The 14,973-nt window shown below is 72.9% G+C and carries 10 protein-coding genes; 1 reads left to right on the top strand and 9 read right to left on the bottom strand.

Translation table 11 applies throughout. The features are described 5' to 3' along the window. Positions 1-7: 7 nt before the first annotated feature. The 9 genes from OG975_RS30880 to OG975_RS30920 all read right to left on the bottom strand — a co-directional run bounded on the left by OG975_RS30880 (position 8) and on the right by OG975_RS30920 (position 12,434). Positions 8-1,048 carry a mandelate racemase/muconate lactonizing enzyme family protein gene (locus OG975_RS30880; protein ID WP_406332633.1) on the bottom strand — a complete coding sequence of 347 codons (1,041 nt, stop codon included), beginning with the start codon at positions 1,046-1,048 and terminating at the stop codon, positions 8-10. Further along, entirely contained in the window at positions 1,045-2,466 is a 1,422-nt protein-coding gene (locus OG975_RS30885; RefSeq protein ID WP_406332634.1) for a DUF6025 family protein, read from the bottom strand. Before OG975_RS30885 ends, OG975_RS30880 begins: the two co-directional genes overlap by 4 nt. After that, positions 2,463-5,180, bottom strand: coding sequence for an aconitate hydratase AcnA (gene acnA, locus OG975_RS30890; RefSeq protein WP_406332635.1), 2,718 nt, complete (start codon positions 5,178-5,180; stop codon positions 2,463-2,465). The genes OG975_RS30885 and acnA overlap by 4 nt, the downstream gene beginning before the upstream one ends. 30 nt (positions 5,181-5,210) lie before the next feature. Continuing rightward, the gene (locus OG975_RS30895; protein ID WP_406332636.1) at positions 5,211-6,401 is read right to left on the bottom strand and encodes an ATP-grasp domain-containing protein; all 1,191 of its coding nucleotides are present in this window, start codon (positions 6,399-6,401) and stop codon (positions 5,211-5,213) included. Further along, positions 6,398-7,828 (bottom strand): citrate/2-methylcitrate synthase, encoded by a 1,431-nt coding sequence (locus OG975_RS30900; RefSeq protein WP_406332637.1) that lies wholly within the window; start codon positions 7,826-7,828, stop codon positions 6,398-6,400. Before OG975_RS30900 ends, OG975_RS30895 begins: the two co-directional genes overlap by 4 nt. A 66-nt stretch (positions 7,829-7,894) precedes the next feature. Further along, positions 7,895-9,466, bottom strand: a complete 1,572-nt coding sequence (locus tag OG975_RS30905; RefSeq protein ID WP_406332638.1) for an amino acid adenylation domain-containing protein — start codon at positions 9,464-9,466, stop codon at positions 7,895-7,897. A gap of 149 nt (positions 9,467-9,615) precedes the next feature. Beyond that, positions 9,616-10,830, bottom strand: a complete 1,215-nt coding sequence (locus tag OG975_RS30910) for an MFS transporter (RefSeq protein WP_406332639.1) — start codon at positions 10,828-10,830, stop codon at positions 9,616-9,618. A 267-nt stretch (positions 10,831-11,097) separates the two neighbouring features. Next, complete coding sequence (locus OG975_RS30915; RefSeq protein WP_406332640.1) at positions 11,098-11,790, bottom strand: response regulator; 693 nt, start codon at positions 11,788-11,790, stop codon at positions 11,098-11,100. Continuing rightward, positions 11,787-12,434 (bottom strand): sensor histidine kinase, encoded by a 648-nt coding sequence (locus OG975_RS30920; RefSeq protein ID WP_406332641.1) that lies wholly within the window; start codon positions 12,432-12,434, stop codon positions 11,787-11,789. The genes OG975_RS30915 and OG975_RS30920 overlap by 4 nt, the downstream gene beginning before the upstream one ends. A 190-nt stretch (positions 12,435-12,624) precedes the next feature. On the opposite strand from OG975_RS30920, the gene OG975_RS30925 reads away from it, so the two are divergent. Further along, positions 12,625-14,973 carry a DEAD/DEAH box helicase gene (locus tag OG975_RS30925; protein ID WP_406332642.1) on the top strand — a complete coding sequence of 783 codons (2,349 nt, stop codon included), beginning with the start codon at positions 12,625-12,627 and terminating at the stop codon, positions 14,971-14,973.

Genomic DNA, 14,973 nt, shown 5'->3' on the forward strand with positions numbered 1-14,973 from the left:
GTTCTCCTTACGGAATGTCGTCGGCGTGGACGGCCTGGGCGCCAAGGCCGGGGGCGTCCGGCAGCACGATTCTGCCCCGGTCGATCACCACGCCGGAGAACGGGTCGTCGAGCAGGTCGAGATGGCCGTCGAGGTCCAGATGGTCGGCGAGCGGCGCCAGTTGGGCCATCGCCGTCACCCCGAGGGCGCTCTCGGTCTTGCAGCCCAGCATCACGCCCAGGCCGGCCTGCCGGGCCAGCGTGATCATGTCGTGCGCGGCGCGCAGTCCGCCGCACTTGGTGAGCTTGATGTTCACGGCCGATGCCCGGCCGCGCAGCGGCAGTACGTCCTCGGGCAGCACGCAGTCCTCGTCGGCGACCACCGGTATCGGCGAGGCGCGGTGCACATGGCCCAGGCCGGCCGGATTCCCCCGGGCGACGGGCTGTTCGAGCAGCTCGACTCCGTGCCGGGCCAGCTCGTGGGCCACCTGCACGGCCCGCTCCGGGCTCCAGGAGCCGTTGCCGTCGACCCAGATGCGGCCGCCGTAGACCGAGCGGAGCACTCCGGCGCGGCTGCCGTCGTCGTCCGGTGTCAGCTTGAGTTTCAGGATCGGCCAGGCACCGAACTCCACTCCCTTGCGCCGGAGTTCATCGTCGCTTCCGGCGCCGATGGACAGTGCGCTCGGGGCGAGCGGCAGTCCGGCGAGCCCCAGCATCCGGTGCAGGGGCTGGCCGGCGGCCTTGCCGAGCAGGTCGTGCAGCGCGAGATCGACCGCCGCGGCGACGGCCGGCCGCACCCCGGCGGTGCGCAGCGCGTCGAGGACCCGGCGCAGGTCGTACGGTGTCGCGTCGGCGAGCAGCGGTGCGCAGGCGTCCAGTTCGGCGGGATCGGCGGCGAGCGCCGCCCCGTATCCGGTCAGCCCCGACCAGTCCAGGCGCAGCACGCTCTGGCGTACGTGCGTGGTCACGCCGGTGTTGCTGGCGAAGGGCTCGCTCAGGGTGATCTCGATCCGGCGGTGCCCGGCTCGCATCGCTGTCCCGGCTCCGTTCCGCGGCTTCGTGTCCGTCATGCCAGTGCCTCCTCGAAGGCCGCGACCAGTGCGGAGGCCTGACGCAGGGTCAGTTCGCGGAAGCCGTCCGGCTCGACCGGAACGGCCGGTTCGCGGCTCGCTCCGTCGTGCGGCACTCCGCTGCCGTCCCGGAACCGGTCGAGCAGATACGCGGACAGGCCGTCCCGGTGCCCGGCCAGCCAGCCCAGCGCCGTCTCGTAGGCCTGGTCGCCGGGCGCGGACAGGGTGGTCTTGAACAGGCCCGCCAGCACCTCCGCGTCCCCGGCCGAGGTGCCGGGCGGGCAGAGCATGAAGACGGGGGCGGGCAGCAGGACGAAGCACAGCGGGTGCGCCTCGGCGAAGTCCCGCACCAGCGGGCCCGTGATGCCGCGCATCGCACGGGCGGTGGACTTGCGGCCGAAGTAGCCGCCGCGGCGCGGCGGACAGCCGGCCATCGCCCGGGCCCCCCAGTGCAGATGGACCCGGAAACCGCCGTCCGTGAGACCGGGCGCCCGCGAAACCGCCGTCACCGGCTCCGGTACGTCCGCAGGCTGCCGTACGTCGGGATAGTCCACGCCGAACAGCGCCGACAGCACGGTCGTCAACAGGTGCGACATCACCGGAAGCACCGGCGGGAGCGCGCTCAACGTGTCGAAGAACCAGCGGGGTTCGGTCAGCGCCCGCAGGGGCAGGAGGGCGGCCTCGGCGAGCTCGCGGGCGGAGCCGAACCGGTGGCCGTCGAGCAGGTAGCCCGTGCCGTCGGGGCGCAGTTCGCAGCGCCCCACCCGGCCGTCGAGCCGGGCCGCGTGGCTGATCAGCTCGGCGAACGCCCGGCGCGGGTTCTCCTTGTGGCCCGCCTCCGCGAGCAGGACGCAGAGCATGTCGGCCACCAGCGGAGCGTGTGCCAGCAGCCGGGTCGCCTCCAGCTCGAAGCGGTATCCGGTGAGCGCGCGCATCCGCCGCCAGTGCACCTCGACCAGCGGAGTCAGCTCGCCGTCCACGTCGGCCCGCACCAGGGGGCAGAACAGCGGGCGGGAGCGGTCCCGGCGGACGAAGGCCCGCCCGTCCCAGGTGTGCAGCGGCAGCGGCCGGCGCCGGCCCCCTTCGACCAGCGAACCGGGCAGATAGACGTCGTCGCCGCCCGCCTCCTCGGCCTCGGTCTGGGTGAAGCCGTAGATGAGCGGGAAGCCGTGGCCGCCGCCACAGACTGCGGTGTTGAAGTCCATCGGGCCGGACCGGCCCAGCGCGATGTCCTCCCAGTTGCCCAGGTGGCCGCTGCGCGGCGGCAGCAGACCCGGTTCGGCGTGCACCGCGTCGAGCAGCGTACCCACGCGCACATCACGGGTGCCGAGGTGGACCGGAGCGAACACACCGCCGCGCTCGGTGAGTGCCTCGGCCGCCGGCGACAGGCCCAGTTCGTGCAGCAGACGGACGCTCACCGGGCCTGCTCCGGTGCGGCGTCCGGCCCGGCCGCCGGGGCGAGGCGGCCCAGCAGATAGGGCATGGTGCCGCCGGCCAGCAGGACGTCCCACTCGCCCGCGGAGTGCACATCGGCGCGGGCGGTGAACGTGACGCCCTTCGCGCGAACGTCGACCAGGCCGCTCTGCCGGGCCCGGTCCAGGGAGAGGTCGAACTCCTCCCGGCCGGTCAGCCCGAGCGAGGGCCAGGACGCGCCCTCGGGCAGCAGCAGGGGCAGGATGCCCATGGCGCAGAGATTGGCGCGGTGGATGCGTTCGAAGCTCTCCGCGAGCACCGCGCGCACTCCGAGCAGCCACGGTCCCTTCGCCGCCCAGTCGCGCGACGAGCCCATGCCGTAACTGCGGCCGGCGAGCACGATCAAGGAGGTGCCGTCGGCGGCGTACCGCTCGGCCGCGTCGTAGACCGGCAGCCGCTCGCCGCTCGGCAGATGCAGGGTCTGCCCGCCGCCGTCCCCGTCACCGAGCAGCCGGTTGACGAGGCGTGGGTTGGCGAAGGTGCCGCGCGCCATCACCTCGTGGTTGCCGCGGCGTGACCCGTACGAGTTGAAGTCCCGCACCCCGTGCTCGCGCAGATGCCGTCCGGCCGGAGAGTCGGCGCGGATGGCGCCCACGGGGGAGATGTGGTCGGTGCTGACGTCGTCGCCGAGGGCGAGCAGCACCCGGGCGCCGGTGAGCGGGCCGGAACGAGGGCGCGCGCCGACGTAGGCGGGCGGGCGGATGTAGGTGGACGCCCGGTCCCAGGGGAAGACGTCCGAGCCGGACGCGGGGAGCGCGCTCCAGTGGTCACCGGCTGGTGCTCCGGCGGGCGCGGCCGTCGTGTCGCCGGTGCTCGCGGTCTCGGCCGCGAACACCTCCGGGGTGACGTACTCCGCCTCCAGCGCCGCGAGTTCGGCGGCGTCCGGCCACAGGTCGCGCAGGTGTACGGGCTTGCCGTCGCGGTCCGTGCCCAGGGGCTCCGTCTCCAGGTCGGCGCGGACGTGGCCCGTCAGGGCCAGGGCGACCACTAGCGCGGGGGAGGCCAGATAGCCGGCCCGCGCCTGGGCATGCACCCGGGCCTCGAAGTTGCGGTTGCCGCTGAGGACCGCGCACACCGTCAGATCCGCGTGCTCCACCGTCTCGCCGACTCCGTCGGCCAGTGGTCCGCTGCCGCCGTTGCAGGTCATGCAGCCGTAGCCGGCGACATGGAAGCCCAGCTTCTCCAGGTCGGCGAGCAGGCCGGCGGCGCGAAGGTAGTGGGTGACGGTACGCGAGCCGGGGGACAGGCTGGTGCGGACGTGGGCGGGCACGGTGAGACCGCGCTCCACGGCCCGGCGGGCCAGCAGACCGGCCGCCAGCATGGCCTTCGGGTTGGAGGTGCTGGTGCAGGAGGTGATCGACGCGATGACGATGTCGCCGTCGCTCAGCCCGTTCGCGGTCCGGGACGGACGGGAGGTCAGGTCCGCGAAGGAGCCGGGGAGTTCGGCCAGGGAGATGTGCTGGTCCGGACGGCTCGGGCCGGCGAGACCGGTGCCTACCGAGCCGAGGTCGAAGTCGATGACCCGCCCGAAGCGCGGTCCCGGGCCGGCCTTGTCCGTACCGTCGGCGTCTGTGCCGACAGCGTCTGCGTCGTCCGCGAACAGCCCCTGCGCGCGGCAGTACTCGGCGACGAGCCGGACGTCGTCCTCGGAGCGCCCGGTCTGCCGCAGATAGCGCAGGGTTTCGCCGTCCACCGGGAAGAAGGCGCTCATGGCTCCGTACTCGGGTGCCATGTTGGCGATGGTGCAGCGGTCGGCGGCGGTGAGCGCGGCCACGCCGGGACCGGTGAACTCCAGCAGCAGTCCCCGCACGTTCTCCTCGCGCAGCCGGCGGGTGAGGGCGAGGACGACGTCGGTGGGGGAGGTCCCCGGCAGCGGGGAGCCGGTGAGCCGGACGCCGACGAGGGGCGGGACGCGCATCGGCTGCGCCAGGCCGAGCATCAGGGTCTCCGCCTCCAGGCCGCCCACACCCCAGCCCAGCACACCGAGGCCGTTGACCATGGTGGTGTGGCTGTCGGTGCCGATCACGGTGTCGGGGCGGAGCAGGCCGTCGGGGCCCTGTGCCACCACCGTCGCCAGCCGCTCCAGATTCACCTGGTGGACGATGCCGCGGCCCGGCGGGATCACGCGCAGTCCGTCGAACGCCGACTCGGCCCACTTCAGGAACGTGTACCGCTCGCGGTTGCGGTCCCACTCCAGCGCCTCGTTGAGGGCCAGGGCGTCCGGCCGGCCCGCCCAGTCCGTCTGGACCGAGTGGTCGACCACCACGTCGACGGGCAGCGCCGGGTTGACCCGTCCGGGCCGGGACACCTGGTCGCGCAGCGCCGCCAGGTCCACGAGCAGGGGGATGCCGGTGTAGTCCTGCATCAGGATCCGGGCCGGGCGGAACACCATCTCCACGTCCGGTGTCCGACCGGCGGCCAGCCGCTTGCCCAGCACCGCGGCCGTCTCGGGCTCGCCGTCGCGCAGCAGCGACTCCAGCAGCACCCGGCCGCTGTACGGCACGTCGGCCAGGGCGAATCCGGCGCCCGCGGCGAAGGCGGGCAGGTCGTACCACGTGGCCTCGCGGCCCGCGAGCCGCCCACTGCTGATCATGAACAGTCTTTCTCTCTCGTCGCGGTGTTCGTCGCCGTGTTCGTCGCCGTGCTCTTCGTCGTGCACCAGCTCACCGCTTCCGTTCCGTTGTCCCGGTCATCCGGCGCACACCACCACGAACCGCAGCCGTGCCGCCGCCGCCAGGCTTCGGGCCACCGCCTGCTGTCCGCTGTCGCCGGTGGTGACGACACAGGCGCCGCTGCTGTCGGCGGTGTGCCCGGCGGTGAGGAGCGAGCCGGGCTCCCGCAGCCAGTGGACGGCCTCCACACCGTCGAGGGCGGTGGCCTCCTCCGCGCCGTAGCAGCGCTCCAGCAGTCCGGGGGCGCGCGGTGTGACGAAGCGGACGGCGGCCGTGCGGATCGCCCGTGGCCGTACCTCGTCCAGCACCCGTTCGCCGCACACCTGGCGCACCCAGAGCTCGTCGAGGTCCAGCCCGAGGGCCAGCCCGGCCAGTTCGACGATCCGGTCGCCGCCGGGCCGCAGGTGCGTCCCGACCACGCGGGGACCGGCGGGCGTCGCGACGATCTTCGTGTGGGTGGGGCCGTCCTCGACGCCCAGCGCGTCCAGCACCAGGGGCACGTACTCCTCGAACGCCGCGCGCAGTCCGTCGTCGATCGAGGCCGGCAGACAGTGCCCGGTCCGCACCCCCGTCACCGGGTCGACGAAGGCCTGCGCGACGGACACGATCCGGTGCAGACCCCGCTCGGAGAACGCCTGGACGCCGAACTCCGCGCCGTCCAGGTACTCCTCGGCCATCATCCGGCTCCCGGGCGGCAGCGCGTCCGGGAGACCGGCCGCCGAACGGACGACACGGACGCCGGTGCCGCCCGTGCCCTCGACCGGTTTGAGCACGAGCGGGAACCCGTGCACCGCGGCGAACGCCGCCACGTCCGCGGTGTCCCGCACCTCGCTCGCCGCGGTGCCGTCCAGGCCCGCCTCCCGCAACCGGTCACGCATCAGCGGCCGGTGCCGGCTCCGCCGTACGACGTCGGCCGGGTGGAAGCGCAGCCCGAGCCCGTCCGCGACGGCCGCCGCGTGCTCCTGGGCCTCTTCGGCGAAACCGCCGACGGCGTCCACCGGGTCGTGCGCGTGCACCGTGCGTGCCGCCGCCGTCCACTCCTCGACACGGGCGGTACCGGGTACGGCGACGATCCGCTCGTAGCGCGACAGGTCGCCGAGCCGCCGTACGTCGGACACGTCCGCGAGCAGGGTCAGCCGTGCCCCCAGCCGGTGTGCCGTGGCGTGCTGCGGCTCCGCGCCCCCGACGAGCAGCAGATGACCGCTCACCCGGCCGCTCCCGGGTACACCAGGCCGCGCGGCCCCACATAGTCGAGCAGCGGCCTGATCAGTACGTTGTTGGCGTGCTGTTCGAGCGACTGGGCGACCCAGCCCGCGGTCCGGCCGATCACGAACAGGGGCACCGCCAGGTCGTCGGGCAGCCCGAGCAGCCGGTAGGCGAGCCCCGCGTACAGGTCGACGTTGGGTGCCACGCCGTGCCGGCCGTAGGGGCGCATCGCGGCGGCGACCGCGTCCAGGATGTCCAGTCCGCGCCGGTCCCCGCGCTCGTCGCTCAACTCCACGACGGTGGCCCGCAGATGGCGGACCCGGGGATCCTCCGTGCGGTAGACCCGGTGGCCGAAGCCCATCACCGGGCGGCCCCGGCCCTGGAGTTCGGCGACATAGCGCTCCGCGTTGCCGGGCTCGCCCACCTCGTCGATCAGGCGCACCGCCCGCTCCGCGGCCCCGCCGTGCACCGAGCCCGCGAACGCGGCGACGGCCGCGGTGAGCGCGGCCGTCATCCCGGACCGGCAGCCGACGGCGATGCGCGCGGTGAACGCCGAGGCGTTGGCGCTGTGGTCGGCGTGGACGATGAACCCCTTGTCGACGAACCGCACGGCCGCGGGGGAGGGCCGCTCGCCGAGCAGCGCGGTCAGGAAGGCTTCGGCGTACGAGGTCTCGTCGGCCGGCACCGTGAACTCCCGCCCGCTGCGGAAGGCGTGGTGGGCGGCGACCAGCATCGGCACTCGGGCGATCAGGGCTGTTCCGGCCGCGAGTGCCTCGCCGTACGTCTCGTCGGCCGTCGTGTCGCGCGCCGGGCCGAACGAGCCGAGTGCGGAGACCAGGGTGCGCAACGCCTCCATCGGATGGGCGTGCGCGAGCGAGCGGGCCAACTCGACCACGGGCGTGGGCAGTTCACGCTGGGCCCGGAGCTCCTTGGCGAACGCCTCCCGGGCCGGCTCGTCCGGGAGGTCGCCGCGTACGAGGAGATGGGCGACCTCCTCGAAGGAGGCCCGGCCGGCCAGGTCGTGGATGCTGTAGCCGCGGTATTCGAGGGCGCCCTCCGCGCCGTCGATCCGGGTGACGGAGGTGCGGTCGAAGACCACGCCCTCCAGGCCCCGGTGGACGGTGACCGTGGTGTGTTCCCCGGCGGGAGCGGCGGACGCGGCGGGAGCGACAGAAGTGCCGGGCCGGGCCGCCGCGTCGGTCGCTGCGTGGCCGTCGGCCTCCGCGAACGCGCGGATGGCGGCCACGGTTCGCAGCTCCAGCGTGAGTTCGTCGTCGACGGGCACGCCGTAGGCCTTCTCCAGGGCGACCATCAGCGAGACGTGGCCGAGGGAGTCCCACTCCTTGATCGACTGGTATTCCAGGCCGGGGGTGACCCGTTCCGGCGCGATCCCCAGCGTGCGGGCGATCAGCTGGTCGACGCTGCTCATGTTTCCTCTCCGGCGGTGCTCGGTAGTGGTGGGCGCCCGGCAACGGGCGCGGGGTGACGGCGGGGGTCAGGCGACGGCGGCGGTCCGGGAGTCGAGCCATTGGCGCAGCGCGCCGCGGTCGACCTTGCCGTTGGCGTTGACCGGCAGCTCGTCGACCGTGTGCACGGACTTCGGCACCATGTAGACCGGCAGCGCGGCAGCCGCCGCGTCGGACAGGGCCGACAGGTCGTCGGCACCGGTGACGACCGCGGTGATCGTGGCCTCGTCCGGCCACATCAGACAGACGGCGTCCGTGCAGCCGTGCCGGCGCAGCACGGCCTCGATCTCGCCCAGTTCGACACGGTGTCCGCCGACCTTCACCTGCTGGTCGTTGCGGCCGAGGCAGACCAGCCCGTCTCCCTGGCGGCGCACCAGGTCGCCGGTCCGGTAGTAGGTGCGGCCGGCGTGCTCGAAGAACCGTTCGGCGGTCAGATGCGGGGCCTGCCAGTACCCGGGTGTGGTCTGGGGACCGGCGACGCACAGCTCCCCGGTCTCCCCGGGGGCGACCGGCGCCAGCTCCTGGTCCACGATCAGGCCGTGCAGGCCCGGGTAGAGCTGTCCGATCGGCACGTTGTCGTGGACGCACTCCGCCGGACTGGTCGCCGGCTCCCAGCGGTGCACGGAGCAGGCGATGGTGAGTTCCGTCGGACCGTACAGGTTCTCGACGACCGAGCCGGGGGCCGCGGCCTGCCAGGCCTCCGCGGAGGCGCGGGGCAGTGCCTCCCCGCAGAAGAGGCTCCAGCGCAGGGACGGCATCGTGCCCGGGGCGAGGACACCGCGCCGGCGCATCACGGCCGCCACCGACGGCACCGAGAACCACACCGTGATCCCGTTGCGCTCCAGGTACTTGAAGGGCGCGAGGAGCTCGATCGGCTCCATGGCGCACACCCGCGCCCCGTGCTCCCACGCCATGAACAGGTCGAACACGGACAGGTCGAAGGTCTGGTCGAAGGTCTGGGAGAACCGGTCGTCCGGGGTGATGCCGTACCGGTCCTGGTTGGTGTCCAGGAACGCCCGGACGTTCGCGTGGGTGATGGGCACGCCCTTGGGGGTGCCGGTGCTGCCCGAGGTGAACAGCAGGTAGGCCAGGTCGTCGGGGGCTGCCTCGGGCGGTTCGCGCAGCTCGGGCGCCGCGGCGAGGTCGGCGGCGCGCAGGACCGGGCCGCCCGCCGGGCCGTCCCAGGTCCCGTCGCCCGGCAGCAGCAGCGCGGGCCGCCGCTCCAGCCCGGAGAGCAGTTCGGGGAGTTGGGCGGCGGACGCGTCGTCGACGATCAGGGCGTCCAGGTCGGCACGCTCCAGCATGGCGCGGGTGCGGGCGATCGGGAACTTCCGGTTCAGCGGTACGAACGCGGCGCCCGCGCACAGTGCCGCGAGTGTGCCGAAGTACCCGGCCTCGCTGCGGTACGCGAAGACGCCGACGCGTCGGGGCCGTCCGCCGCACGCCTCGACGAGCCGTGCCGCCCAGCGCCGGGCGACGGACGCGGCCTCGCCATACGTGTACGCGCGGCGGCCCAGGGTCAGTGCGATGTCGTCGGGACGGGCCGCCGCATGCTGCAGGAAGCCTGTACCGAGAGGTCGGTTCGAGGCGGTGGTGGTCATGAGTTCCTGTTCCGTGGTGTGTGCGGGGGCAGGGGTGAGCTCCCGGCCTGCCGCCGGGTCGGTGGAGGGCGGCTGCCGGGTCACGGACGGGGGCGGTGTTCCCGGTCGGTCCGGTCGGTTCGCTCGCGTGTCCGGCGCTTCGCCCGCCGTCAGGCCTCGGCTGGTGCCTGGGCCGGGGCTTCCACGCGTGCGCCCGCGGTCAGCGCGACCCGCTCGGCGGTGACGCCGGCTGCCACGAAGACCACGGCCGCGGCGATCCAGCCGGCGGTACCGGAGCCGAGCAGCAGACCGGTGACGACGAGGGGCCCGAGGACCCGCTGGCCGTTCACGCTCAGGTTGAAGACCGACAGATAGCGTCCGCGTACCTCGGGCGGGGCGAGAGCGATCGACAGGTCCCACACCGCCGAGTTGGCGATGACCTCGCCGAGGGACAGCGCGACCACCGCCGCGGCCAGCCAGGCCACCGAGGTCCAGCCGGGCGAGGCGCCGGACGCGGCGAAGCACAGACTGCCGACCGCCAGCACCGCGCCGGTCCAGGTCAGCATGCGGCTGGTGCGGCGCAGACCGTCGGCGAACCGGCTGACCGGGATCTGCAGCACCACCACGAGCACGGTGTTCGCGGCGAAGAGCACCGACACCGTGGCCCGGGGCGCGTCCGTGTGGTCCAGCACCCACACGGGCATGGCGACCAGCAGCAGCGCGTCGAAGAACGACAGCAGGAAGTTGAGCCCGGTCAGTGCCAGATAGCGGGAGTCTGGGACCACCGGTCGCCCGCGTGTCTTCTCCGCCCGGGCCGTCGGCGCCTTCTCCGGTACCCGCAGCACCAGGACCGCTCCGCCGAAGAACGCGCAGGCGATCACGCCCAGGGTGATCCGGTAGGCGGTTGCCGTGTCGAAGGTCAGAGCGGCGCCGGCCGCCATCGCGCCGACGCCGAGCCCGCAGTTGCGGACGACGTTGACGACGGCGAGCAGCCTGGTGCGCTCCTGCTGTTCGGGCAGAGCGCTCGCGACCAGGGCCTGGAGCACCGGCGGCCCGGCCCGGTCGCAGGCCACGGCGCACAGGGTCACCGCCATGAACTGCCAGAAGGAGGTGACGAAGGCGTACGACCCGCAGCAGACCCCGCGGCCCACGTAGACGCCGGCGAGCACCCGCCGTGCCCCGTAGCGGTCGGCGAGCACACCGCCGTACAACGACACCGCCAGGGCGATTCCGCCCGCGGTGGCGAGCCCCGCGGCCACCTGGTTGGGAGTGAGTCCGACCTGCCGCGTGTAGAACGCCATGGAGCTCGCCATGAAGAGCCCGATGCCGAGTGACTGCACGAGCGCGGCCGTGGCCAGCCTGCGACCGCTCGCGGTCAGTTTCATCCCACTCCGTCCCGAGCTCGAATGCCGAGCGAACCCTGCTGATGGAAAGGTGAGCGGAATAGGGAATGGGAAGTTCGTTAACAACGGGGATTCCGTTGCATGTTGAAGTATTCCTGCCCCCGTCCGCTCACGATGTGCGGCTCGGGAAAGACCGTAGACCAGCCGGCCGGGGGCGTCGCGTTTTCGCGCACACTGCGATTTCCGTGCGGAAATCCCATTCTGCTTGTTTTGCGAATGCCGGGACGCCGCACGGCCGGGACCGCCCGGTCAGCGTGCGGTCGGGACGCTCACGCGCAGTCCGTAGTGGTGTTCGGGGCGGCCCGCGGCCCCGTATTTGAGGGTGAGCAGGACGCTGCCCCGCTTCTCCATGTGCTTGAGGTAGCGCTGCGCGGTGGACCGGCTCACCCCGGCCTGCTCGGCCACCTCCTGCGCCGAGAGCGGCTCCTGTGCCTCGCGCAGAATCTGGCGGATCAGCTCGGAGGTCGGCCCGGAGAACCCCGTGGACGCGGAGACGGGCACGGCCGACGCGGTCTGCGCGCCGAAGACGCTGTCCATGCCCTCCTGCTCCAGTTCGTCCGCCGCCTCGAACATGCCGTGCAGGGTGGCGTAGCCCTCCAGTTTGCGGCGCAGGGCGGGAAAGCCGAACGGCTTCACCAGGTACTGCAGGACTCCCGAACGCTGCGCCGCGCGCACGGACGCGGCGTCCCGGGCCGCCGACACCATGATCACGTCAATCGGCCGGTCCTGCTGCCGCAGCCGCTGCACCAGGCGCAGTCCCGTCTCGTCGGGCAGGTACTGGTCGAGGAGTAACAGGTCGACGCCGCCCCGCTCGATCGCGGCCAGCGCCTCGCCGGCCGAGTGGGCGCGCCCGGCCACCCGGAAGCCCGGGACCCGGGAGACATACGCGGCGTTGATCTCGGCCACGTGGAAGTCGTCGTCCACGATGAGTACGTTGATCACCGCACGGTCCTCTCCCCGGGGCCGAGCGCCCGGGGCAGTCGTACGGTGAACACGGCGCCGCTGCCCGCGCGTTCGGTCACGTTCGTGGTGCCCTCGTACCGGTCGGATATCCGTCGCACCTGGGCGAGTCCCGCGCCCCGGCCGCCGCGGGGCTCCTTCGTGGACCAGCCCTCCAGGAACATCAGCTCGCGCGCCCCGGCCGGAACGCCGGGCCCGTTGTCGCCGACCCGCAGCACCGCGCTGTCGCCCTCCGCCCACACGTCGACGTCGACGCGCGGCTCAGGGGTGGGGTGGGCGGCGACCGCGTCCAGCGCGTTGTCGATCAGATTGCCCAGCACCATCATCAGGTCGTGCGGCACGAGCGCGCGGTGCGGCAGATGGCAGTTCGGGCCGATCCGCAGGGCCACGCCCCGCTCCGCGGCGACCGCGCTCTTGCCGACCAGGAGCGCGCTGAGCAGCGGTTCGCGCAGCCGCTGGGCCTGCAATGTGATGCGGGTGGTCCGGGCCCGCGTCACTTCCGCGATGAACTCGCTCGCCCTTTCGTACATTCCCATTTCCAGCAGACCCGCGATGGTGTGCAGGCAGTTGGCGAACTCATGATGTTGAGCGCGCGCTGTTTCGCTGGGAACTCGGATGGTTTCCAACCCTATCCCCCGTGTACGTCGTATACCCCGTAGATCAAGATCCTTTTCTGTCTATCATGAGCAAAATGAGCAGAACAATCTACTCCTGGTAAAGCTTTGACTGCGTGACTTCCGGCATCAAAGATCACTCCGCCGTCGACTGTCAGTGCCGCGTGGAAGGATGCGCGCATCGGTGCGGTGCGGACGGCGCATGAGGGGTGTCATGGCGGGTGTGGCGGGGGCGGGAGGGCAACCGCAGGCCGGACAGGCCCCGGTCGGGCGAAAGGCGAGGCAGCTGCTCACGGAAGGCGCGCGGCTGCACGAGGCCGCACGCACCGTGCTCGCCGATCACACCCGCGCCCTCGAAGCGGTGCGTACGGCACTGGCGCCGCTCCAGGCCGAACTCGTCGCCCAGGAGCTGGAGTCCATCCCCGTCGCGCGGCTGAAGGACGTCACCGAGGGGCGGCTGCGCCTCGGGGCCGTCGAGGCGGCCGGGCTCGGCTCGGTGCGCGCGGTGTACGAGGCGAGCCGCTACGAACTGCGGCAGATCCCGGGGGTCGGTGCCCAGACCGCCGACCAGGCGCTCGCCGCCGCGCGCCAGATCGCCCGCGCGGTCGAGGAGACCGTCTCCGTGCGCCTGGATGTGGACCGGCCCGAACCCCGTACCACCGCCCTGGTCGTCGCGCTGCGCAGACTTGTCGAAGCCGGGCCCGAACTGCGGCGGGCGGTGGACGCCGCCCAGCGGCTCGACGAGCGGCTCGGCGCGCTGCTGCCCGAGGCCCGTCCCACCGCCGGATGGCTGCGGATGGCGTTCACCCGGCGGCACCGGCGGCAGAGCGCGTTCACGGCGGTCGTCGGCATCCGCGAGCTGACGGCCGACGCGGCCACCCGTGACGTACGCCTGCTGCTCGCGCAGGCTTCCACGGACCTGCTGCGCGAACCGGCCTCCGACATCGAGGCCTGGGTCGACTTCGAGCTGCGCTCCACGGAGTACTACAGCCAGCTCGCCGAGATCTCCGAGCACCGGGCGGACGTCGAGGCCGCCGAGGGCTTCCTTCCGTCGGAGGTCGCCGAACGGGTCCATGGGCAGTCCCTCGACGACACCCACCGCCGGGTCTCGCTGCGCGGCTACCAGTCCTTCGGCGCCCGATTCGCCCTGGCCCAGCGCCGGGTCGTCCTCGGTGACGAGATGGGGCTCGGCAAGACGGTGCAGGCCATCGCCGTGCTCGCCCACCTCGCGGCGGAGGGGCACAGCCACTTCCTGGTGGTGTGCCCGGCCAGCGTGCTGATCAACTGGACCCGCGAGATCCGCTCGCGCAGCACCCTGCGCGCCCTGCCGGTGCACGGCGCCGACCGGCAGGACGCGTACGCCGAGTGGCGCGAGTGCGGCGGCGTCGCGATCACCACGTACGACGTACTGCACACCCTGCCCACGCCGAACGGAAACGGCCTGTCCGAGGCGATCGGGAACGGCCTGTCCACGCCGAACGGAAACGGTCTGTTCAAGGCGAACGGGAACGGCCTGTCCAAGGCGAACGGCACCGAGCCCGGGATCTCCGGCGACCCGGCACCCGGAATGCTGGTCGTCGACGAGGCCCACTACGTGAAGAACCCGGACACCCGTCGCTCCAGGGCCGTCGCCGCCTGGACCGACCGCTGTGACCGGGTCCTCTTCCTCACGGGTACGCCCATGGAGAACCGCGTCGAGGAGTTCCGCACCCTCGTCCGCTACCTCCAGCCCGCCCTCGTGCCCACGATCCACCATGGCACCGCGGTCGCCGGCCCGCACGCCTTCCGCGCCTCCGTCGCCCCCGCCTATCTGCGCCGCAACCAGCGGGAGGTCCTCACCGAACTCCCCGCGCTGCTCCAGGTCGACGAGTGGGAGGAGTTCAGCGCGGCCGACCAGGCGGCCTACCGGAAGGCGGTCGAGGCCGGGAACTTCATGGCGATGCGCAGGGCCGCGTACGCCGACGCGGAGCGGTCCGCGAAGCTCCAGCGGCTGCGCGAGCTGGTGTCCGAGGCGGCCGAGAACGGACTGAAGGTGGTGGTGTTCTCGTACTTCCGCGATGTGCTCGCCACCGTTCAGGAAGCCCTGGGCACCCCTGCCCGCAAGGACCGGGCGAGGCGCGTGTTCGGGCCGATATCAGGCGCCGTGCCCGCCGCCCAACGGCAGCGTCTCGTCGACGAGTTCGCGGCGGCCGACGGGCACGCGGTGCTGCTCTGCCAGATCGAGGCCGGCGGCGTCGGCCTCAATCTGCAGGCGGCGTCCGTGGTCGTCCTGTGCGAGCCACAGGTCAAGCCGACCCTGGAGCATCAGGCCGTGGCCCGCGCCCATCGCATGGGCCAGGTCCGCCCGGTCCAGGTGCACCGCCTCCTCGCCCCGGACAGCGTGGACGACCGGCTGCTGCGCATCCTGCGGAACAAGGACCGGCTCTTCGACACCTACGCCCGCCGCAGCGACATGGCGGAGGCGACCCCGGACGCGGTCGACGTCTCGGACGGCTCGCTCGCCCGCCGCATCGTGGAGGAGGAACAGCGGCGGCTGGCCGCCCAGGGCTGA

Origin of the sequence: Streptomyces sp. NBC_00203 (assembly GCF_045206325.1) — a bacterium.
Lineage (GTDB): Bacteria > Actinomycetota > Actinomycetes > Streptomycetales > Streptomycetaceae > Streptomyces > Streptomyces lutosisoli.